This is a genomic window from Paraglaciecola sp. G1-13 (assembly GCF_055809255.1).
Window position 1 is genome coordinate 2,527,542 of sequence record NZ_CM147903.1, and the last position, 20,412, is coordinate 2,547,953.

Sequence of the window (20,412 nt, forward strand, 5' to 3'; positions counted from 1 at the left end):
TACACCAATGTCATACTTAACTACTATCGAACTAGCAGCACAGCTTAAAATTTCAGAAGTCACGCTCAGACAATCAAGAGTTACCGGCAAGTTATTGGGAGCGAAAGCACCAAGACACTTGAAGCTAGGGAGACAGGTAAGATACTTGAGCTCTGATATTGAGCAATGGATTAATGAAACCAATGAAGTGGAGGCAGCGTAAATGAAAAAAGCCGCCACTCAACCGAGCAACGACTCTTTATCTTTTTCACTAGACACGAAAAAGATTAGCAGCAACAAACGTAAGACGCAAAAGGAAAAAACACTCGAGGCTTTTATTAAAGCTGGCCAAGATGGTTTTTATCAAATACCAGCGTACAGCGCATTTCAAACAACTTGCCTTCACACCGTCGTTTCCAACTTCCAAAAAGAAGGGATCATGTTTGCCAGAAAGACAATCATGCACCTAAATTCTGATGGTGGACAAACTCCTTTTACCCTGTATTGGTTGGAGAATAATGAGGCCATTTTACGGGCGTTAACTAAGCTCAACTATTTACGTGCTAAACGAGGTCTACCACCCTATCAAGGCGGCCTCCCCTATCTACTTGATAGCCTAATAGCTTAAGCCCTTCGGGGGCTATTTTAGGGGCTATATATGGCCGATTTCACACCGAAAGAAAGGCGAGCAACCTCTGCTCGCCCTACAAACTTATTTCTTTTAACTCAATGCGTCGAATTGTTTGGCGTTCTTGATGCTGCAATTTTAGCAGAGCTATATTATTGGATAGCGAAAGGTGATGAGCCATGGAGAAAAGCTCAAGAACATGCGGATCTCTTTTCCGTCAACGAAAAGACTATTCGCAGACATTCAATTGATTTGGCTAACAAGCATCAATGCTTTGGACGCAGAGATTCAATGCTTAAAAATGGCAAAAAAGGCGCCTGTAAATACTTCGCAAAAAAGGCAGGTAATTCGAAAGCACTAAAGGAACAGTATCAAGCGTTATTTAATCGCGGGTTCAATAAAACTGACTTTGGAGAATGCATGACGGGGGAAGTGGTAGAAATTCAGAGATTCGTTACATTGCCAGTAACATTTATTGAACACCTTAAAGACATTGAACTGGCCTATCTACTTGCTAGGTTGTATTGGATAACTTTTTCAGAAAACCCAAGTTTAGAGTTTAGGTTTAGTTCGCAAAACAAACTAGCAAAAGCCATGTTTATGAACCGTACGACGTTAATGCGTTATCTCGATTTATTACAGGAAAAAAATTACTTAAAGCATTCTGGCAGCACAAGCGGCATCGTAATCCATATTAATGGAGAGGCTGATTTATACGAGCAAATGGACGTTTGGGTGTCAGAAAAACAAGAACTTAGGGAAGAGCTAATCAGAGAAGGTAATCACTGATGCACGCAACAAGTGTTCAAAATGTCCGTACACCCTGTTCAAAATGTCCGGTCAACTTGTTCAAAATGTCCGCACACCCTGTTCAAAATGTCCGGAGATGTAAAATAACTCTTGTAATATTATTCTTTAAGATAACTCTTTTAATATCGGGTGTGATACGAACAAGTTCGCATACACACTCGCTAAATTATTTTTTTACTAACTTCTTCTTACAAGCATCTTTAACCCATTCGGCAAAAGGCTGTTCTTTTCTGTCAGTGTTAATTGCTTCAACTAAATCATCTTCAAAACGAATATTTTTTCTAACCGAACCATTTCGCTCATCAGAACGTTTTGGTTTTTTTTCAACTTTATCTTGCATTGGGTGTGTACCACTATTACATTGTAAGGGTGTGTACCACTATTATAAATCAAGATGACGATCTTGCCTAACCTTAATACCGGAGCAAATACCTATGAACAACAAAACAAACGCTATCAACGATTACAACAACACGATTTCCAACAACGTAACGAAAGCCTACGCAATTTCTGTAGTGCTGCAGGCAGCAATCGAGCAAAAGGATCCCCCTGGTCAAGAAATTTTATCGAACGCAACATGGGCGTTAATTGATTTATTAGGAGAAGCTGATCAAGCAAGCGAACGCATCCTAGAAATAGAGCACGGCCACAAGCGCGGTGAGAAGCCTCAATCCGCCGGCGAAGGTGCTGACGCGTCAACCACGCGTGAAAGTGGCCTGAAAGCCGCGTGAAGGTAGTAATAAACCTCAAGTCGAATTATCAGCTTTGAATTAAACCTTATGCTTATTGGAGCAGAAATATTATGAACACTAATACTTACTCAGTTAATCAGAACAGCCTACAAGATGCTTTTATCAACTTAAATCAAGTTTCAGCAATGCTCAGTATGCTTGCGCAGAACGGCGAAGGTGAAACTGGATTCAGTTCACATGATGATGCAATTCAGGTTATCTACAGTTGCCGACAAATGATCAATGACACTAAGCTAGACTTAGAGAGTAACGCCGCAGCAAACACAGCAGGTCATTCAACAAATGACGAATTGCCAAGCTCAGGAATGTAGTTAAAACAAGCAAGTCACATACAGGGGCCGCATTCATGGCCCCTACTCTACCCCAAGTGAACAACAAAACGAACAACCAATCGAACAGCCGAAAGCCGCAATAACACTGGCCTGATTAGGTAGTAGCGAACAGTCGATCGAACAGCCAAGTGACCAGCCAAGAACTGCAGAAATAGTTCTTTGTATTGCAGTATCGACCTACCAAGCGACCAGCCAATCGAGCAATGAGCTTTGATTATTTCCCCTTGCGGTCTCGTGAACCAAAAGTTTTTTTAATAGATATAACGCCAACGAACAAGCACATACAAAAACCCTTTAAAATCAAAAACTTAGGTATTTACAGGCTTTTTCGGTTGGTTTATAGTGAATTTGCTCAGGTTAAAGGCTCTGGGCAACTTTCTAGTTTCAAAGTGGATAGCCGATAACGCAAAGATTCCATGAGTATAGACCTGCGAGATGTAGGCGAGTACAGGCGGTACAGTTTTTCTATCGATGTCTTTTAACTGTACCGGCTTATTCCCTGGTCAGTTGCCCAATTTTTTCACTAATTGGAAACTGAATCATGAAGAAACTATTAGAATTACGCTCTACCAAAGCTGAACTGCATAAGCAGATGAAAGCTATCGTTACTACCGCAGAAACAGAAAAACGCTCGCTGACTTCAAATGAGTCAACTAAGTTTGAAGAACTGCAAAAACAAATTACCGACCTCAATCAAAAAATTGAATGTGAAGAAGTCTTAGCAGACAACGAACGTTCACTTATCACCGGCGAAACACCAGAAAGCAAAACGGATAAGCCAAGCAACAGCGAGTTAAGAGCATTTGTTCAAACAGGTGATCAACGAAGCTTAAGCGCTGGCGCAAATGCAGACGGTGGTTACACTGTCATTCCGGCAATCGATAAGGACATTACTAAGGTATTAAAAGAAAGCTCAGTCTTTCGCCAAAATGCCACAGTAAAAAGTATATCCACTGAGAAATACGAAAAGCTTGTAAGTGTTGGCGGTACCTCTGCCGAATGGGCAGACGAAGGTGATTCACGCGGCGAGACCGATACAGGTAAGCTCGAAAAGGTACAAATCCCAGTCCATTCTCTGTATGCATTCCCCAAGACAACCCAAGAGCTTTTAGATTGGTCCGACTTTGATGTATCAGGCTGGTTAAGTTCAGAAGTCGCAGACGAAACCGGGATAAAAGAAGAAGCAGCATTCTGGACTGGTGACGGATCCAAGAAACCTAAAGGCCTACTTACTTACACTCGCGATGCCGCAAACGATGCAACACGCTCATTCGGTGAAGTACAAGAAATCGAATCGGCATCAACAGGCACGATTGTAGGCGATGACCTTATCACCCTATCGCACACACTGCGCACAGCTTATCGAATGGCCGCAAAGTTCTACATGAACGACACCATGCTTGAGAAGGTACGCAAGCTTAAAGACACAGACGGTAATTACCTCTTTAGAGCTGGTATCGCAGAAGGCGCACCAAGCACATTACTTGGCAAGCCAATTGTTATTGCCGAAGACATCCCCGACGACCTAATCGGTTACGGTGACTTAGCAAGAGCATATTATGTTGTTGATCACACAAGCGGCACTCGAATGATTCGAGACAACATTACCCTACCAGGTTGGGTAAAAATGCTAACAACACGTTATGTAGGCGGTGGCCTAGTTGACTCAAACGCTATCAAGTTCTTAGCACCCAAAGCGGCGTAAACAAGCATAAAAATTAAGGGGCATAAACAGCCCCTTTTTTATAGAGGTTTATATGAATCAAATTGAAATTAGAGCAACAGCGGATCTTAGCTTGAAAGGCAAAAAGATAATTGGCCGCCCCGTTGTTTACAACTCCCCTTCACAAGACCTAGGCGGTTTTGTCGAGGTAATAAGCTCAGGTGCTTTCGGTGATAGTGTTAATAGCGATATTCGTGCCCTAGTGGAACATGACCAGAAATTAATTCTTGGTAGAACATCGGCTGGCACTATGACAATCAAAGAAGACGAGCAAGGCTTGTTAGTCGAGATTGACCCGCCAAATATCCAAGCAGCTAGAGACTTAATGACAAGCATAGAACGCAAGGACATTAGCGGCATGAGTTTTGGCTTTACTGTTAACCCTGAAGGTGCTCAATGGGACTTTGACCAAGTACCCGCCCTTAGAACGGTGACAAGCGCGAACTTGATAGAAGTCACGATAACAGGAATGCCAGCATACCAGGCTACGAACGTTGAGGTAGCCATGCGCTCACTTCATGAAAAGCGAAAATCAAATGACATTGACTTGATGCTTGCCAGATTGGAGATGATGAGATTATGAACTTACTAAAAATGTTTAAGCGCAGCGAACCGGTAACCGACACTTACGAATTACTTCAATCACTGGGCTTAGGCTCACCCACTGCCAGCGGGAAACACGTTAACAGTGAAGTCGCGCAAACCCTGCCAGCGGTATATTGCGCAGTCTCAACCATTGCCGAATCGGTGGCCAGCCTACCTATCCACGTTTACAGACGAACCGATGAAGGTAAACAGCGACAAGGCCGACACCATGTTGAGCGCTTATTAAACCAGGCACCAAACGCTTACCAAACTGCATATGATTTTAAAATGGGCTTACTAAGATCTGTTTTACTTCGCGGCAACGGGTACGCACATATTACATTCGACGGAACCGGTAAGCCTAGCGCGTTACATTTACTGCACCCTGAATCAATACAAGTGGAGTTACTTTCTACTGGGCGACTTGGTTACAAGCACACTAACGCTAAGGGTAAGCAATCCAAGTATCTGCAGGATGAAATATTGCATATTCGCTACCACTCAGATGATGGGATATTAGGCAAAAGTCCTATTCAAGTCTGCCGAGAAAGTATAGGCCTAGGATTGGCACAGCAAGAGCATGGCGCCAGCCAGTTTAAGAATGGTATGCGAGTATCAGGCGTATTAGAAACGGACGCTAAACTCACAGATGCGCAATTCACAGCCCTAACTAAAATGTTCGATAAGCACCAAGGCTCAGCCAACAGCAACAAACCATTGTTATTAGAAGGTGGCTTAAAGTGGAATCAAATCGGCCTCGCTAACAACGATGCGCAATGGCTCGAATCACGATTATTCACCATCTCAGATGTAGCCCGAATGTTTAAGATTAGCCCTATCTTCCTAATGGACTACAGCAACAGCACATACAGCAATTTTAGTGAGGCCAGTCGAGCTTTCCTTACTCAAACGCTTAGGCCATGGCTCAGCAACATTCAAGAAGGTTTAGCAAGCCGCCTCGTAAGCGATAGTAATAGAGCTAACACCATCATCGAATTTGAAACTAAAGACCTGCTAAGAGCCACAGCAGAGGACAGGTTCAATGTGTATGACATAGCCATTAGAAACGGAGTGATGAACCCCAATGAATGCAGAGCAGCAGAGAACATGCCACCGCGAGAAGGTGGTGAACAGTTTAGCCAAAGCTGGATGCAACAAGACCAAGCAGCAGCAACGAAACAGGAAACGGATTAGGTATCACATTTATGCCCAATAGACCTGGCAAGGCATGTCGAAAGACTGGATGCCCTAACATAGCAACCCACACGCAACATCAAGGCTACTGTGAGCAGCACAAAGACAGTGCCGGATGGTATGCCAATGAGAGAGCTAAGGGCAATCGTCATCAACGTGGATACGGTAAAGGTTGGCAACAACTAAGGGAGATAGTGCTGCAGCGCGACAAGGCAATATGCCAAGCGCACAAGAGGCAAGGCCAGATTGTAAGTGGTAATCATGTTGACCACATCAAAGCTAAATCTATGGGAGGCACAGACAGCTTAACTAACTTAGAAGTGTTATGCAGTCAATGCCACAACGAAAAGACCGCTAACGAACGCACAAGGGGTACGCACGTATTTTAAGGACTAGAGGCTTTTACTACAGTACCGCCGCCTAAGTATTTTTTACACACCGTCAGTTGAAAATTTAAGAAACGAACAATAGGAACGACCATGACACAGCAATCATCTGTTATCGAAAAGATGCTCAAAGGCACAAACCGCACCGATAGAGAAGCGCCTAAACTCAGTGTGGACGGTGCTTACAGCTTCCCTCACTGCCCTAAACACCTTAAAGGTGATCATCGTAAAATATGGGGTGAAGTAAACAAAGCAATGACGCAATACAGGGTGATCACTTTAGCCGATAAGCCACTTTTAGAGCAATATTGCTTTCTTTTGGCAAAATTACGGTCTGATCCTGATGCTTTTACAGCCTCTTTACACGCACAATTAAGAGGGTTAGCCACTGACCTATGCCTGACACCAGAAAGCCGCGCTAAGGCTAAATTAGGGGCAATTGATGCAGATGCAGAAGCGCTTGCCAGGTATGGTCTTTAATTATTTTAGGCTTAAAGATAGACTAGGTGAAAGAAACTTAGTCTAAGGAAGCCCATGGTAAAAAATACGGAAGTAGATAAATTTGAATCAGACCCTTTTGGTTATTGCTCAACAGTTTGGCATGAGTGGGTTAATGTACAAATGCGGGCTGGTCATAATGTAAAGTTGGAAAAAAGCCCTACTTCCGAAGAGTTGAAAAATCCAATTTTCTGGATTTGCCAAGCCAACTCTCTATCAGAATCAGCGAAGATACTAATCCGTACTACGCCTGATTTTTCTTCAATGCCGAAGTCGATGTACTCCATTTGCTACAGACAATATATGGCCAGCGCATTAATGATGCTCGGTTATAGCCTTGAACTCATGTTTAAAGGTTTATCAATTCAACAGTTTGGTGTTGAGACCTACACTAAGAACGAAAGGAAATACTTTTCTCATAAACTTCCCTGGTTAGTTCGCCAACATATTCAAATAACAGCGAAAGAAGAAGCAATATTAAAATGCCTTACTCATTTTTTATATTGGGCAGGGAGATACCCAGATCATGGAACCGGAAAAGAATCTGAGCTCGAGGATATTTTCAAGCTATCTGAAAGCAACCAAATATCTATGAAAGAACTTTCAGCGACATTAGATAGGTTGGTGAAATTTGCTACTGGAAAGATAATTAGCTCAAGCCAATAAATTATTTTAACAACAAAGAACATCAAATATCCAAGTGCGACACTAGTGCGACATACAAGGCTTAATAAATGATTATGTTAGTGTTTACTATCGGCTGAATGCCTTAAGAAGTGGTGCGTCCGAGATGACTCGAACATCCGACCCCTACCATGTCAAGGTAGTGCTCTAACCAACTGAGCTACGGACGCACTGTGTAGAGATTGCCTGAGGAATCCCTCGAAGCGGCGCGTATAATAACGATGCTATTGATTGACTGCAAGCGGTTTTTCATCGTAAATGATCATATGCTGAATTTATAGACAAATAAGATAACAGCGGTGCTATCAGCCTATGCTTTTCATCAATTACAGATGCGTAGTGAATTAAAATGTTACACCAGCAAGTCGAAATTCCAACTTGTTTAAGGCGATAACCAGCCAGAAGATGTAACAGTTATATTACAACTTTGTTCAGCAATATCATCCCAGTTTCGGTAAGCTAGCTACATATTTTTGATTACGCTTTAACTTTGATTATGTTAGATATTTACGCAGGAAAGTCAGCCTTAGCGCTGATCGAAAAAGAAGGGTTTCAACAAAGTATTTTCAGTTCTTTTTTGGGCGCTAGCGGCGGTCCTAAGTGGTTCAGTTTATTTGGCTTAGATAAATACCTATTCGGTGAGTTCTTTGCTAATCGGACTGACCCTTTGAACCTGATCGGTTCATCGGCAGGTGCTTTTCGTGCAGCTTGCTTTGCACAAAAGGATCCCGTTGCCGCTATTACTCGTTTAGCAAAATATTACTCTGAAACGTCCTATGAAGATGATGTCACCCCGCTAGCGATCAGTAACAGTGCTCGCGCGCTGCTTGATAAAGTTTTCAATGAGCACGGTGCTCAAGAAATCATTGAGAACCCCATATTTAAAGCACATTTCTTAGTAGCTAAATCAAATGGATTGGTTGCCTCTGAGCGTAAGCCACTACAAATTGCTGGTCTGGTTAAAAGTTATGCTTTAAATAGAATGAATCGACGTCTACTGACTAAACAGTATGAACGTTTTGTTTTCCAAAATGCTAACAGTACACTGAGTATTGAAGACGAAAGTGGTTTTCTGACTCATAAAGTGCCCTTAACTCAAGCCAACATTAAAGAATCATTATTAGCGTCTGGCTCAATCCCCATGGTGATGTTAGGTATTAGGAATATTCCCGGTGCCCCAAACGGTATGTACAGGGATGGCGGTATTATCGACTACCATTTCGATATATCACTAAAAAATTCCCCTAAGTTAACCTTATATCCGCATTTCAATGCTCAGCCTAAAGCGGGTTGGTTCGATAAATCTCTTAAACGCAGGGTCAGCGCCCTAAATTATGATAAAACGGTGATGTTAGTGCCATCTAATGCATTTATCGCTTCTTTACCGTTTGGCAAGATCCCTGACAGAGAAGATTTCACCAAAATGCCGACCCAAGACCGCATCGAATACTGGCAACAGGTATTACGTCAAACAGAGGCACTGGCAGACAGTTTCAGTGAATTTACTAAACAACAGGATTTTTCACGTATCAAATTGATAAGCTAACTATTTGGTAAAATCGCGATCGACTCCGATCGCAGCCAGTATGATTAACATTTAAACGATTAAAACCAATCAAAAAAGTGGTTTTAACTATTGCAAGTTATCAACATAGATGCTCTACAACTAAAACTGTGCGTTTTGCAACCAACTTGAAAATTGTTAGTCATATCAAGCGATTAACGCACAATATCAAAGAACTCAACAAGGTTATCCACAGATTCAGTGGATAACACCGGTATAATTCACAGTTAATGTGAATAACAGACCACAAATTTGTGAATAAGCAACAAATAAAATGATCGACTGTTTGGCCATGCGATCAGCAAACGAACGATCAATGCCGAATATATAGCCATGGTCCAACCAGAAGTCACCTGTCACTGACTTTTATGCTCTTGACGATATCCAATGCAATAATAATCAATTAGAAATACTTGCGTTGTTCGCCAAAGGCCGCAAAATAGACGCCATTATCAGTTGTAAATGGACTCTTCATGCCTAAACAGACGTTAGCCCTTCACCCAGCACGTTTTTGTATCCACAGCTTAGATCACGACTCCCCCATACCCAGTGAAGTTCTCCAGTCCCCTATCTTCTTTATCAGTAAAACTGAAGATGAGTTAAGCGTAGTGGTGCCGGATGAGGTAAAAGTGCAAAGTGAAGCCAGTGACGCTAATTGGCGAGCGTTAGAGGTGTTAGGCCCGCTTAGTTTGTCTATGGTAGGAATAATGGCGCAGTTAGGCTCGGTATTCGCTAAAGTGAATGTGAGCATTTTTGTGGTATCAACCTTCGATACGGATTACTTCTTGATAAAACACAATGATTTAAAAGCCGCCGTTGATGCTTTGCGCGCCGATGGCTACAAAGTCACAGAGTAAGGCGTTGTTTAAATCCATCGTTGCACCATCGCCCCCAAAAACGTTTAAAAAAGCCTTGCCGGTACAATCCCCTTTGTCAGGTAAGATATCGCCGATTGTAAATGCTCCCAACGCGCTTTTTAGTCAAGGGATGCACGGTGACGGAGTGGCGATCGAGCCTTCTGGTTATCAACTGTTTGCACCTTACGCTGGTATTGTGACCGCTTTACCTGAAACCGCTCATTGCATAACCTTAGTTGCTAACAATGGCCTGCGTTTATATATTCAATTGGGTATGAACAGCCACACCATGATGGGTGAAGGCTTCAAACGTATCGCTAAGGTGGGACAACAATATGCAGCTGGTGATGTATTGTTAGAATTTGATTTGATTAAAATGCGCAGACGACTTGATAGCACTCTGTCAGCATTTACAGTGCAAAACCCGCAAAAACTATCAGCTATTCAAGGCCATTACTATCAGGCCATAGCAACACAAGATGTTGCTATGACCTTATACATTTAATCTAATGTTAAACCGAGTACACTTTACTTACGGGTAAAGCGCGAATGCGCTTACCAGAAGCCTGATAAATCGCATTGGTTACCGAAGCGGCCACAGGCGGCACGCCAGGCTCACCCACGCCACCTGGCGCGGCGTCTGACTGAATAATGTGGGTCACAATTTTTGGACTCTGGTGCATACGAAGTACAGTATAATCATGGTAATTAGACTGCTCAATTGCGCCTTCTTTTATCGTAACTTCCCCCATTAAGGCAATTGATAAACCAAATATCATTGCCCCTTCTTGCTGTGATTTTACTCGGTCAGGGTTAATCACCCTCCCCGCATCAATCACAGAATGCATTTCAAGCACGGAGACTTTGTCGTTTGCTACTTTCACTTTAGTGGCCACCGCCACATAAGATACAAAGCTACGATGAACACTTATTCCCCAGCCTTCATTGTCGGCTGTAGGGTTATTCGCCCCCGTTTTCGCCATCAGTTCATTTAACACATTCTTCAAGCGCTTCGTTTCGATAGGAAAATTATCGTAAGACTCACCATAATTCTCATATTTAAACCCTTGGTTTTTCGGATCAACTATTCGATCATCCCCGATGAGGTTTAGCCACATCTGATGCGGGCTAATCGAAGATTTTGCCGCTAGTTCATCCACAAACGAGCCAATCGCAAAGCCGTGTTGAATATTACTCACTGAACGTATCCAACCAATACGCACATGGGACGGCGCTTTATGAGTTTCACAAGACAAGTTTTCGATAGCAAAAGGAAGATCACCAAAACCAAGGGATAATTCCCCCGTTTGCGGCTCATCGGTGGTGCCGGTGAATGTCCAACTAATACTGGGAAACGCAGTACGTTGAACCCAACTAGTAACTTTACCGGCCTCATCTAGCCCAGCTTGGAAATGTTGGGCACTGATCGCATGGTAATAGCCATGGCGAATATCATCTTCACGGCTCCACACCACTTTTACTGGCTTACCGGTTTTCTGCGCCAATACCGCTGCTTCTACTGAAAAATCAGGTTTAGATTTACGTCCAAAGCCTCCGCCCAACAAAGTAACGTTCACTTTCACCTTACTCTTATCAATCCCTAGGGCACCGGCAACATTCTGTTGGGTGGATTGCGGCGTTTGGGTACATGCCCACACTTCACAGTGGCCATCTTTAAACACTGCGGTGGCCGCAGGTGGCTCCATGGGGGCATGCACCAAATAAGGCACAGTGTAAGTTGCTTCAAGTTTCGTTTCTGCCGTATCAAATGCTTGATACGCATCACCCACACTGCGAATTGACTTGCCCTTGGTGACTATGCGCTTCTCAAGCTCAGCTAAATAAGCATCTGAATCGTGATTTTGGTTATCGCCTAAATCCCAGGTGACATTCAACGCCTTGCGACCTTGTAGTGCCGACCAAGTATTACTGGCCAATACCGCAACGCCATTCAAATTCTTAAACAATACTGGAAAACTTTGCTCGGGCATTTCAATCACGTCAACCACATTTGCCACGCCACGCGACGCTTCTTTATCGAAAGCTTTTACCGTGCCACCGACAACTGGGCAACGCTCAATACTCGCGTAAAGCATGCCGTCTAATTGCACATCTTGGCCAAACACCGTGTCTCCGGTCAGTACTTTAGGTAAGTCCACCGATGTCATTGGCTTGCCAATGAACTTGAAGTCTTTTGGCGATTTGAACGTTAAATCTTTTACCTCTGGAACGCTTTGCTGGCTTGCCATCTGTGCTAGCTCACCAAAGCTCAACGACTTACCTGAGCTTTTATGCACTACAGCACCGTTTTCGGCGAAAACGTCACTAACAGGAATGCCCCATGTCTGAGCTGCAGCATTTTCAAGCATGGTTCTGGCGGTCGCGCCCATTTCGCGCATCGTGGTATAAAAGCGGCGAATCGAGCGAGAGCCATCGGTATTTTGGCTGCCGTATGCTTCGTCGCCGAGTCCTTGCACCACATTCACTTTTGACCAATCAGCGCATAACTCATCAGCGACTATCTGTGGAATCCCCGTGCGCACACCTTGTCCCATTTCGCTACGATGGCAAACGATGTTGACGGTGCCGTCATTATCAATGCTGACAAACAAGTTCAACGTATTTGCAGTATCTTCAACATTTGATGAAGCCCAAGCGGGCGTTATGCTAGGCAGCAGCGTGCCCAAAACCAGAGCACCGCTAGCAACACTGGTATAGCGTAAGAAGTCTCGGCGACTGACTGATTTTATGTCATTACGAGCGCTCATGCCTGACCTCCAACTTCTTTAGCTAAAGTGTAATCGAAAGCAGTTTGCTTATTTTTAGCAGCGGTTTTAATGGCGGCTTTAATGCGTGGGTACGTGCCACAGCGGCAAATATTGCCCTGCATATAGGTATCGATCGTTTCATCATCTGGATTTGGGTGTTCCTCTAACAACGCCACAGCACTCATGATTTGCCCCGACTGACAATACCCACATTGAGGTACATTGTGCTCAAGCCACGCTTGTTGAACCGGGTGTTCGCCGGTCGCTGACAAGCCTTCAATTGTGCTAATGTCTTTATCAGCGATAGCAGATAATGGCATGACGCATGACCGTATAGCTTGACCATCAAGGTGTACCGTACATGCACCGCACTGGGCCATGCCACAGCCAAATTTGGTGCCCGTCATGCCTAACACGTCACGCAACGCCCATAATAAAGGCATATTTGGGTCGGCGTCGATTTCTACTGGTTTAGTGTTTAGGTTAAAACGAATCATTTAATGCTCCAATTAGGTGATTATCTTTTGCTAATGAGCGCTGTTGTTCGCTAGCGTTTCTTGCCAGCGAGCAAGGTCAATTTGTGTATCTATGTCATGCTGTGCATCAGCCATGTCTATTGCCAACACATCATATTGGTGTTGCTGCAGTATTTTACGTGCCCCAGCGTCGGCGTTTAATGCCATTAGTTGCGCGAAGTAACGGCGAGGAAAAACAACCGGCGCACCCAGTACACCCTTGTATCTAGCGGCAATGATCTTTTCGGGCGAAGCAATACAATGATGCAACATTGTGGCTATATGCTCACGCGTTAAAGCGACCTGATCAGCTAAAGTCACCAATAAATGGGATGACTCGCGGTTTACTTTTTGCACGCCAAACGCCAGTGTCGCTCCCATTCCTTTTTGCCAATGATTAAATATATGGGATGTTGCATAAGCAGGTACCACTGAAACAATATCTGCGGCGTTAGCCCCTAAAACGACATTCAGTTCAGTCACCTTTTCAAGCAAAGTCCCATTGGATGTCAGATTATCAAGGGTATGATGCAACATGGGCTTGCCATTCACTTCAGCCAATTGCTTGATGCCATTAAAGCGCTTACTTTGGCCTGCAGCCAACATGAGCGCCGCTATTGAAGGCGCTTTACCATGAGTTTCGTTCATTGCGGAAGCGTTCATTGAGGAAGAATACCGCTGATCGATAACCCATTTTGCTGCTCAATAAAGGCGTGGGCCTCAGATAGCATAGATAAAGCAATGGATTCAGGTAGCTCTCCGCCTAAGCGTAAGCCAACCGGATTAGCCAAGGGTTTAACGAGCTGTTCGCGGGTGGTGGGGATCAAATCAAGCACTCGATCAGTCCGATGAATCGGACCAAGCATACCCACATACTTTGCACTGCTTTTCTGCACTAGTGCTAACGATTGGGCATCTAATTTAATATTGTGGGTCATAATGATGGCCATATCGATTTGCTGTAACCATCGACTTTGCTCAAGCGACTCAATGGCCTCGCGCACCACGTTGACACTGTTATCGAAATGACCGTTTCTTGCGTAACTGGTACGTGGGTCGACCAAGGTGACTTGCCATCCAAGTTGCGTTGCTATAGCCACCACTGGGCGAGCGTCTACACCGCCACCAAATACGGCTAAATGAGGCGCGGGTTTGAGGTATTGTTTGAAAACCCCCTGCTGCGTTTCAGTCTTCCGGTCGGTGTCAGCCTTTTTTAAAGCCCCTTCAATTGACTTTGCTTGTTCTGGCGCAGCTTCCTCTGGCGTAACTTGCTTTGACGTGAGTTGCTCTAACGTATTAAGCGGGGTTTGCTCGTTAATGACTTGGCAATATTCAGCAATTTGATTGTTTTCTAATAGTGCGTACAACGAATCAAGCTGCAAATACTGATTCGCCGCATCCACTGGTTGCAACAATATGCGCACCATACCACCACAGCCAATGCCCAGTTTCCACGCTAGGTCTTCTTCTTCTCGCATATCATATTCGACGATACGATTGCGCCCAGAATCCCAACAACGACGCGCTTGTAACATAATATCGGATTCTAAACAGCCGCCACTGAGCAAGCCAAAATATTGCCCTAAGTCGTTGATCATCATCATCGCACCGGCTTTTCGATAGGAAGAGCCGTCAGTTTCTATGATGGTGGCTAACACCCACTTTTGCGTATCTTTATTGCTAAGCCACAGCTTTAACAATTGATTTAATCTATTTGCCACTTAACTACTCGTTGTCAGTTGATTTATTTGATGTTGATTTAACCGATGATTGCTCCGGTACGGTATGAGGATGCACAAACTCCACTCGCTCGTTGCGTAAGTCGATCACTAGCGTTTCAGAAATTTTGTCTTGGATTGCTTGGCGGTTAGGATCCCAGTAAATTTGTAAAAATCCCAAGAGCCCTGTCGCGATCCCTGCGCCATAACCACCATAGCGGCCAAAGCTTTCCCATAAATTCAAACTACTACCATCCAGCTTAATGACCTGAATACCCAGCACACGTTTACCTGGCGTTTGACCGTGCCACCAAGCGGTGAAAATACTAAAATAAAAGGCCGCCCAGCCAAACCCAAGGCCAAGATCGGTAGCTATTCCTTGTACCCAAGCTAAAAGACTCGGTGGCGACGAGCCCTGTGCACGTGGGCCCTCTATTTCGCTCAAGGTATCAAAAAAGGATTGAGCGTTTTCTTTTTGTTCAGCGCTTTGGCCAGCTTTTTTACTTTCATCGTTAGTATCAAGGTTGTCAGGAAGAGCCTCACCTTCAGTACGTGCTTTAACGGCGTTTTCAAAGTCAAGATTGTCTACCTCACTTTGTTCAATTTCGCTTTGTTTTGTATCGCTTTGCGAAAGGTCGCTTTTGCTATACATGCGCTCATACGTTTGTGTCATGGCAACCTCTAGCTGGCTTTTTTGCTGAGGAGATAAATCGTCACTGACTGCATCGCGATACCCACTAAACAGATTTTCAGCAACCTTTTTATCTATGGGCATAGTCGCTAAATCCGTCGCGAGTTTTTCACCTAGGGTCGTCCAGCAAACTAACGGCTCAATGCACTTACCGTATTCGATGTCTTTAGCCACGCTTTTGGTTTCAAATAGATATTTCGCGGTTAACCCTATCAAAGCTAAATTTTCGACCTTGTCCAACTCTACATCGCCGAGTACATCGTCTTCGACTAATTCTGAGCGTATTTTTTGATTTTCGTCTGGGGTTTCTATTACCTCCTGCACGAACTCAATACTCTGTGCAGCAATTAAAAACAGTAAAATGGCCGTGACAAATCGCAGCGAAATTCGCGCGACATTAAAGCGTTTTTTCTTCTTTAAGCGATTTCCCGCACGAAAAAAGGTCACAGCGGCAATAAGTGCCAGCAAAATGTTACTTGCCTGACTTAATAAGCCAATAAGTGCGGCATCTATAATTAGTGCAAACGCGCGTTTGATAGGGCGCGCTAGGGGCGTACCGAAAAGGGACTTAGAAACATGAAACGCATAGGGCGTGACCATATTGCGTGTTTCTTTTTGGGTTAAATGAGCGGGATTTACGGGCGCGTCTTGTGTAGCTGATTGTGTTGGTTCGCTCACGCGCCCACCTTTTTATTTCTTGTGTAGCGCTTTTATTGCCTCCCCTAAGCCGTCGATCGTCAAGGGATACATGCGCTGTTCCATAATGTCCTGCATGATACCGATAGAGGCATAGTAATTCCAATATTGTTGAGGCTGCGGATTTAACCAAATACCATGTTTGAAATGCTCCAAAATACGTTGCATCCAAAGGGCACCAGGCTCTTCGTTCCAGTGCTCAACACTGCCACCAGGATAGGTAATTTCGTAAGGGCCCATGGTGGCATCACCGACGAAAATCACTTTGTAGTCAGCGCCATATTTGTGAATAACATCAAACACTGACATGGTTTCCTTGCCCCGGCGTTTGTTGTCTTTCCACACGCCCTCGTACACGCAGTTATGAAAATAGAAATACTCTAAATGCTTAAATTCCGTGTGCGCCGCCGAGAATAACTCTTCACACTCTTTAATGTGGGCGTCCATTGAGCCCCCCACGTCAAAAAACATCAACACTTTAATGGCATTGCGCCGGATAGGCATCATTTGAATATCAAGCAAGCCTGCGTTTTTAGCTGTGCCCTCTATGGTGTGAGGCATATCTAGCTCTTCGCTGGTGCCACTTCTGGCAAATTTACGTAGCTTACGCAAGGCAACCTTTATGTTCCTAGTGCCCAGTTCAACATTGCCTGCTAAGTCTTTGAACTCACGCTTATCCCAAACCTTGGCTGCTGAAAAATTACGATTTTTGTCTTGCCCTATCCGCACACCTTCAGGATTGTAGCCATTTGCCCCAAAAGGTGATGTGCCACCAGTGCCAATCCACTTATTGCCACCTTGGTGGCGTTTCTCTTGTTCAGCAAGGCGTTCTTTTAGGGTTTTCATCAACTCGTCTAAGCCACCAAGGGCTTTTATTTTAGCCTTTTCTTCTTCACTAAAATGACGCTCAATTTCTTTACGTAACCATTCTTCTGGAATGTCTTTGCCGAATAAGTCGATTTGCTGCACACCTTCAAAGTAATCCGCGAAGGCTTTATCGAACTTGTCATATTGGCTTTCATCTTTGACTAAACACAAGCGGGCCAAATAATAAAATGCTTCAATATCGGCAAACACCACGCCAGCTTGTAAAGCACGCAATAAGTCCATGAGTTCACTTAAGCTGGTTTTGAGCTTGTACTCTCTTAGCTTAAAAAAGAAATCAACCAACATTAGCGGCGCGCCATAAATACCAGTTTTTCAAAAAGATGAATATCTTGCTCGTTTTTAAGCAATGCACCGTACAGAGGAGGGATCGACTTTTTGCTGTCTTTGTCTTTTAGGGCCTCAGGAGAAATATCTTCTGCCACGAGTAGTTTTAACCAATCGATCAACTCAGAGGTAGATGGTTTTTTCTTTAAACCTGGAATATCACGTAAGTTAAAAAATGACTCTAGCGCCTGGCTCAGCAGATCTTTTTTGATGTCAGGGAAGTGAACATCCACAATGCGGCGCATTTCTTCTTGATCTGGAAACTGAATGTAGTGAAAGAAACAACGACGCAAAAATGCATCAGGCAGTTCTTTTTCATTATTAGAGGTAATGATCACGATTGGGCGTTGCGCCGCTTTTATCGTTTCGCGTGTCTCGTAAACAAAGAACTCCATCTTATCCAGTTCTTGCAGTAAATCGTTGGGAAACTCGATATCGGCTTTATCAATCTCATCAATCAGTAGTACGGGTCGGTTGGTGTTTTCAAAGGCGTGCCACAGCTTGCCTTTAACGATGTAATTTTTAATGTCGTGTACTTTGTCATCACCGAGTTGAGAATCACGCAATCGGGACACGGCATCATATTCGTATAATCCCTGTTGTGCTTTAGTGGTCGACTTGATATGCCATTGAATCAACTCAGTGCCTAAACTTGCCGCGAGCTCCTCTGCTAGCATGGTTTTGCCTGTTCCAGGCTCTCCCTTAATCAATAATGGGCGCTCTAATGTGATCGCCGCATTCACTGCCAGTCTTAGCTCATCGCTAGCAATATAGTTACTCGTTCCATTAAAAGACATCAATACCTCGGTTTATTCGTTGGGTTAATTGACCACTGCTTTTAGAAGCAGTAAAGCCATAGATACATTATTTATTAGGGGAATTACGCCCGATTTGAACTGCCTACAAAGACGAGTGTCATTACATACGCAACTTTATTTATGCAATAGTTAAGCGTGAGCGCAGGTCAATTACCAATGAATAATGCTTAGAGTTAACTATTTCCATAAGATATAGCTAAAAAGCACTTTGAATTTGGTCACTTCGCCTTAATCTAAGTAACTTGGCCCTAGGTGTTAGCAAAACCTAAGGCGCGACACAGTTTAAAATTCTCAGACAGAAAGTGCCATTAACGAATAAGTATAAACTTACGTCAGCTTAACGACAGACGTAACAAATTAGGCACTACCCAGACCCCAGAAAGGAAAATTTATGCAAGTTTATGACGACAATTCCCTCGCTATCGGTAAAACCCCGCTGGTTAAATTAAACCGTGTTACTGGTGGTAACGTCTATGCAAAAATCGAATCCCGCAATCCGAGCTTCAGCGTAAAATGTCGCATTGGCGCCAACATGATTTGGGACGCTGAAAAACGCGGAATATTAACCAAAGACAAAGAATTGATTGAAGCAACCAGTGGTAATACTGGGATCGCATTGGCATTTGTAGCGGCTGCTCGTGGCTACAAAATTACCTTAACCATGCCAAGCTCTATGAGCCTTGAACGTCGTAAGTTACTAAAAGCTCTGGGGGCGAATCTCGTATTAACCGAAGCAGCTAAAGGCATGAAAGGTGCAATTGCTGCTACTGAAGAGCTTATTGCGTCAGCGCCGGGCAAGTATGTACCATTACAACAGTTTGAAAACCCAGCGAACCCCGAAATTCATGAAAAAACCACAGGCCCAGAGATTTGGAATGACACTGACGGAAAAGTCGATATTTTCGTAGCAGGTGTTGGCACAGGCGGTACCATTACGGGCGTAAGCCGTTACCTTAAAAATACCCAAGGTAAAGCCATTACCTCTGTTGCGGTTGAGCCAACTGATTCTCCCGTTATCACCCAAGCGAAAGCCGGTGAGCCATTAACTCCAGGCCCGCATAAAATTCAAGGCATTGGCGCGGGTTTTATTCCTGGCAACCTTGACTTGGATATTATCGACGCCGTTGAGCAGGTAACCAACGAAGAAAGTATGGAGATGGCGCATCGATTGATGAAAGAGGAAGGTATTTTAGTGGGGATTTCCTCAGGCGCCGCAGTCGCAGCTGCCAAACGCTGGGCAGAAAAACCAGAAAACGCCGACAAAGTTATCGTTGTATTACTCGCAAGCGCCGCTGAGCGTTACTTGAGTAGCCCACTTTTCGCGGGCGAATTTGGTGATACCGAAGAAGTACAATAGGCTCAAGCTATACTGCGTAAACTCAGCGCTTAGAAGAAAGTAAAAGGGAGGCATTTTTGCCTCCCTTTTACTTTCTAGATATCGCAGGTACACTCAACATTGTTATTTTCAACATGTAGAACATTTATGCATTTATCACGTTCATTCTCTTTCATCGCCCTGCTACTCAGCTTTTTTGCACTTAGCGCCTGTGACGACACCACTAAAACGGGGGCTGGTAAATACGGCATGATGGACACCAATATACCCGAATACGCTGCAGTGCAGTTTTTCAGCCATATCTATGAGGATGACAATATCGATGGCGCGCTTGATTTTGCTAGCCCTAAAATGGCTCGATTAATGAAGTCTTATCGTATTAATCGCAACGTTCAGCGCCACGTACTCAATATGGCATACGACAAAGTTGAAATTAAGCCCAACGCAACCAATGCAGGGCGCAACGAGTTTGCAAAAGAAGCCAGCGTAGCCTTGTTCTTTGAAGGCACACTTAATGGTGAGATTGTTAAAGATTTGCGCACGGTAAAACTTGTTCGCATCAAAAAAGCATGGAAGGTAGACGAAGTCAGTGTCGAATGATGTGCATGTGCTTGCACCGATTCTCCTGCTTTGCTTACTGCTGAGCCATTTAATCGGTAAGTGACT

24 protein-coding genes and 1 tRNA gene are annotated in these 20,412 nt (G+C 44.1%); 16 read left to right on the top strand and 9 right to left on the bottom strand.

The window, feature by feature from the left end; all coding sequences use genetic code 11:
• Positions 1-7: 7 nt before the first annotated feature.
• The 3 genes from AC0L6N_RS10600 to AC0L6N_RS10610 are packed head-to-tail and all read left to right on the top strand — an operon-like array spanning position 8 to position 1,396.
• The gene (locus AC0L6N_RS10600) at positions 8-202 is read left to right on the top strand and encodes a helix-turn-helix transcriptional regulator (protein WP_473481120.1); all 195 of its coding nucleotides are present in this window, start codon (positions 8-10) and stop codon (positions 200-202) included.
• On the top strand, positions 203-607 hold the full coding sequence (locus AC0L6N_RS10605; RefSeq protein ID WP_473481122.1) for a hypothetical protein: 405 nt from the start codon (positions 203-205) through the stop codon (positions 605-607).
• 30 nt (positions 608-637) lie between these two features.
• The gene (locus AC0L6N_RS10610; protein ID WP_473481124.1) at positions 638-1,396 is read left to right on the top strand and encodes a hypothetical protein; all 759 of its coding nucleotides are present in this window, start codon (positions 638-640) and stop codon (positions 1,394-1,396) included.
• A gap of 187 nt (positions 1,397-1,583) precedes the next feature.
• Here the strand turns inward: AC0L6N_RS10610 and AC0L6N_RS10615 are convergent, their stop codons facing one another.
• Entirely contained in the window at positions 1,584-1,757 is a 174-nt protein-coding gene (locus tag AC0L6N_RS10615) for a DUF3950 domain-containing protein (protein ID WP_473481126.1), read from the bottom strand.
• Positions 1,758-1,851: 94 nt separating this feature from the next.
• Here AC0L6N_RS10615 and AC0L6N_RS10620 point away from each other — a divergent pair, with 94 nt between their 5' ends.
• The 8 genes from AC0L6N_RS10620 to AC0L6N_RS10655 all read left to right on the top strand — a co-directional run bounded on the left by AC0L6N_RS10620 (position 1,852) and on the right by AC0L6N_RS10655 (position 7,553).
• A complete protein-coding gene (locus AC0L6N_RS10620; RefSeq protein WP_473481128.1) occupies positions 1,852-2,148 on the top strand; it encodes a hypothetical protein in 297 nt (98 codons plus the stop codon).
• Between the two features lie 71 nt (positions 2,149-2,219).
• Positions 2,220-2,480 (top strand): hypothetical protein, encoded by a 261-nt coding sequence (locus AC0L6N_RS10625; RefSeq protein WP_473481130.1) that lies wholly within the window; start codon positions 2,220-2,222, stop codon positions 2,478-2,480.
• Positions 2,481-3,042: 562 nt separating this feature from the next.
• Entirely contained in the window at positions 3,043-4,206 is a 1,164-nt protein-coding gene (locus AC0L6N_RS10630) for a phage major capsid protein (protein WP_473481132.1), read from the top strand.
• A 52-nt stretch (positions 4,207-4,258) separates the two neighbouring features.
• Entirely contained in the window at positions 4,259-4,807 is a 549-nt protein-coding gene (locus tag AC0L6N_RS10635) for an HK97 family phage prohead protease (RefSeq protein ID WP_473481134.1), read from the top strand.
• Entirely contained in the window at positions 4,804-6,003 is a 1,200-nt protein-coding gene (locus AC0L6N_RS10640) for a phage portal protein (RefSeq protein ID WP_473481135.1), read from the top strand. Before AC0L6N_RS10635 ends, AC0L6N_RS10640 begins: the two co-directional genes overlap by 4 nt.
• 11 nt (positions 6,004-6,014) lie before the next feature.
• Positions 6,015-6,392, top strand: a complete 378-nt coding sequence (locus tag AC0L6N_RS10645; protein ID WP_473481137.1) for an HNH endonuclease — start codon at positions 6,015-6,017, stop codon at positions 6,390-6,392.
• A 90-nt stretch (positions 6,393-6,482) separates the two neighbouring features.
• Positions 6,483-6,869: a hypothetical protein gene (locus tag AC0L6N_RS10650; protein ID WP_473481139.1), complete on the top strand. Its 387-nt coding sequence runs from the start codon at positions 6,483-6,485 to the stop codon at positions 6,867-6,869.
• 54 nt (positions 6,870-6,923) lie between these two features.
• Positions 6,924-7,553, top strand: a complete 630-nt coding sequence (locus AC0L6N_RS10655; protein WP_473481140.1) for a hypothetical protein — start codon at positions 6,924-6,926, stop codon at positions 7,551-7,553.
• Positions 7,554-7,664: 111 nt separating this feature from the next.
• Here AC0L6N_RS10655 and AC0L6N_RS10660 read toward each other — a convergent pair.
• A tRNA-Val gene (locus AC0L6N_RS10660) sits at positions 7,665-7,741 on the bottom strand.
• Positions 7,742-8,067: 326 nt separating this feature from the next.
• Between AC0L6N_RS10660 and AC0L6N_RS10665 the strand changes: the two genes are divergently transcribed.
• The 3 genes from AC0L6N_RS10665 (at position 8,068) to AC0L6N_RS10675 (ending at position 10,497) form a co-directional block, all read left to right on the top strand.
• Positions 8,068-9,117, top strand: coding sequence for a patatin-like phospholipase family protein (locus AC0L6N_RS10665; RefSeq protein ID WP_473481141.1), 1,050 nt, complete (start codon positions 8,068-8,070; stop codon positions 9,115-9,117).
• A 491-nt stretch (positions 9,118-9,608) separates the two neighbouring features.
• A complete protein-coding gene (locus AC0L6N_RS10670) occupies positions 9,609-9,992 on the top strand; it encodes an ACT domain-containing protein (protein WP_473481142.1) in 384 nt (127 codons plus the stop codon).
• Positions 9,970-10,497 (top strand): PTS sugar transporter subunit IIA, encoded by a 528-nt coding sequence (locus tag AC0L6N_RS10675; protein ID WP_473481144.1) that lies wholly within the window; start codon positions 9,970-9,972, stop codon positions 10,495-10,497. The genes AC0L6N_RS10670 and AC0L6N_RS10675 overlap by 23 nt, the downstream gene beginning before the upstream one ends.
• A gap of 7 nt (positions 10,498-10,504) precedes the next feature.
• On the opposite strand, the gene AC0L6N_RS10680 is transcribed toward AC0L6N_RS10675, so the two are convergent.
• The 7 genes from AC0L6N_RS10680 to AC0L6N_RS10710 are packed head-to-tail and all read right to left on the bottom strand — an operon-like array spanning position 10,505 to position 18,389.
• Positions 10,505-12,760: a molybdopterin cofactor-binding domain-containing protein gene (locus AC0L6N_RS10680; RefSeq protein ID WP_473481146.1), complete on the bottom strand. Its 2,256-nt coding sequence runs from the start codon at positions 12,758-12,760 to the stop codon at positions 10,505-10,507.
• Complete coding sequence (locus tag AC0L6N_RS10685; RefSeq protein ID WP_473481148.1) at positions 12,757-13,257, bottom strand: (2Fe-2S)-binding protein; 501 nt, start codon at positions 13,255-13,257, stop codon at positions 12,757-12,759. The genes AC0L6N_RS10680 and AC0L6N_RS10685 overlap by 4 nt, the downstream gene beginning before the upstream one ends.
• Before the next feature lie 30 nt (positions 13,258-13,287).
• Positions 13,288-13,923 (bottom strand): nucleotidyltransferase family protein, encoded by a 636-nt coding sequence (locus AC0L6N_RS10690; protein WP_473481150.1) that lies wholly within the window; start codon positions 13,921-13,923, stop codon positions 13,288-13,290.
• Positions 13,924-13,934: 11 nt separating this feature from the next.
• Entirely contained in the window at positions 13,935-14,996 is a 1,062-nt protein-coding gene (locus AC0L6N_RS10695) for an XdhC family protein (RefSeq protein WP_473481152.1), read from the bottom strand.
• Positions 14,997-15,000: 4 nt separating this feature from the next.
• Complete coding sequence (locus AC0L6N_RS10700) at positions 15,001-16,362, bottom strand: RDD family protein (protein ID WP_473481154.1); 1,362 nt, start codon at positions 16,360-16,362, stop codon at positions 15,001-15,003.
• Positions 16,363-16,374: 12 nt separating this feature from the next.
• A complete protein-coding gene (locus tag AC0L6N_RS10705) occupies positions 16,375-17,553 on the bottom strand; it encodes a vWA domain-containing protein (protein ID WP_006991097.1) in 1,179 nt (392 codons plus the stop codon).
• A complete protein-coding gene (locus AC0L6N_RS10710; protein ID WP_473481156.1) occupies positions 17,553-18,389 on the bottom strand; it encodes an AAA family ATPase in 837 nt (278 codons plus the stop codon). Before AC0L6N_RS10710 ends, AC0L6N_RS10705 begins: the two co-directional genes overlap by 1 nt.
• A 412-nt stretch (positions 18,390-18,801) precedes the next feature.
• Here AC0L6N_RS10710 and cysK point away from each other — a divergent pair, with 412 nt between their 5' ends.
• Both cysK and AC0L6N_RS10720 read left to right on the top strand, forming a co-directional pair.
• Entirely contained in the window at positions 18,802-19,767 is a 966-nt protein-coding gene (gene cysK / locus AC0L6N_RS10715) for a cysteine synthase A (RefSeq protein ID WP_011575299.1), read from the top strand.
• A gap of 126 nt (positions 19,768-19,893) precedes the next feature.
• Positions 19,894-20,346, top strand: a complete 453-nt coding sequence (locus AC0L6N_RS10720; RefSeq protein WP_473481158.1) for a hypothetical protein — start codon at positions 19,894-19,896, stop codon at positions 20,344-20,346.
• Positions 20,347-20,412: the final 66 nt, after the last annotated feature.

Coding starts and splice junctions, on each gene's coding strand:
- AC0L6N_RS10645 (WP_473481137.1), top strand. CDS start 6,015: ATGCCCAATAGACCTGGCAAGGCATGTCGAAAGACTGGATGCCCTAAC.
- cysK (WP_011575299.1), top strand. CDS start 18,802: ATGCAAGTTTATGACGACAATTCCCTCGCTATCGGTAAAACCCCGCTG.
- AC0L6N_RS10640 (WP_473481135.1), top strand. CDS start 4,804: ATGAACTTACTAAAAATGTTTAAGCGCAGCGAACCGGTAACCGACACT.
- AC0L6N_RS10650 (WP_473481139.1), top strand. CDS start 6,483: ATGACACAGCAATCATCTGTTATCGAAAAGATGCTCAAAGGCACAAAC.
- AC0L6N_RS10605 (WP_473481122.1), top strand. CDS start 203: ATGAAAAAAGCCGCCACTCAACCGAGCAACGACTCTTTATCTTTTTCA.
- AC0L6N_RS10675 (WP_473481144.1), top strand. CDS start 9,970: ATGGCTACAAAGTCACAGAGTAAGGCGTTGTTTAAATCCATCGTTGCA.
- AC0L6N_RS10630 (WP_473481132.1), top strand. CDS start 3,043: ATGAAGAAACTATTAGAATTACGCTCTACCAAAGCTGAACTGCATAAG.
- AC0L6N_RS10600 (WP_473481120.1), top strand. CDS start 8: ATGTCATACTTAACTACTATCGAACTAGCAGCACAGCTTAAAATTTCA.
- AC0L6N_RS10685 (WP_473481148.1), bottom strand. CDS start 13,257: ATGATTCGTTTTAACCTAAACACTAAACCAGTAGAAATCGACGCCGAC.
- AC0L6N_RS10720 (WP_473481158.1), top strand. CDS start 19,894: ATGCATTTATCACGTTCATTCTCTTTCATCGCCCTGCTACTCAGCTTT.
- AC0L6N_RS10665 (WP_473481141.1), top strand. CDS start 8,068: ATGTTAGATATTTACGCAGGAAAGTCAGCCTTAGCGCTGATCGAAAAA.
- AC0L6N_RS10610 (WP_473481124.1), top strand. CDS start 638: ATGGCCGATTTCACACCGAAAGAAAGGCGAGCAACCTCTGCTCGCCCT.
- AC0L6N_RS10615 (WP_473481126.1), bottom strand. CDS start 1,757: ATGCAAGATAAAGTTGAAAAAAAACCAAAACGTTCTGATGAGCGAAAT.
- AC0L6N_RS10680 (WP_473481146.1), bottom strand. CDS start 12,760: ATGAGCGCTCGTAATGACATAAAATCAGTCAGTCGCCGAGACTTCTTA.
- AC0L6N_RS10655 (WP_473481140.1), top strand. CDS start 6,924: ATGGTAAAAAATACGGAAGTAGATAAATTTGAATCAGACCCTTTTGGT.
- AC0L6N_RS10705 (WP_006991097.1), bottom strand. CDS start 17,553: ATGTTGGTTGATTTCTTTTTTAAGCTAAGAGAGTACAAGCTCAAAACC.
- AC0L6N_RS10670 (WP_473481142.1), top strand. CDS start 9,609: ATGCCTAAACAGACGTTAGCCCTTCACCCAGCACGTTTTTGTATCCAC.
- AC0L6N_RS10690 (WP_473481150.1), bottom strand. CDS start 13,923: ATGAACGAAACTCATGGTAAAGCGCCTTCAATAGCGGCGCTCATGTTG.
- AC0L6N_RS10710 (WP_473481156.1), bottom strand. CDS start 18,389: ATGTCTTTTAATGGAACGAGTAACTATATTGCTAGCGATGAGCTAAGA.
- AC0L6N_RS10635 (WP_473481134.1), top strand. CDS start 4,259: ATGAATCAAATTGAAATTAGAGCAACAGCGGATCTTAGCTTGAAAGGC.
- AC0L6N_RS10625 (WP_473481130.1), top strand. CDS start 2,220: ATGAACACTAATACTTACTCAGTTAATCAGAACAGCCTACAAGATGCT.
- AC0L6N_RS10620 (WP_473481128.1), top strand. CDS start 1,852: ATGAACAACAAAACAAACGCTATCAACGATTACAACAACACGATTTCC.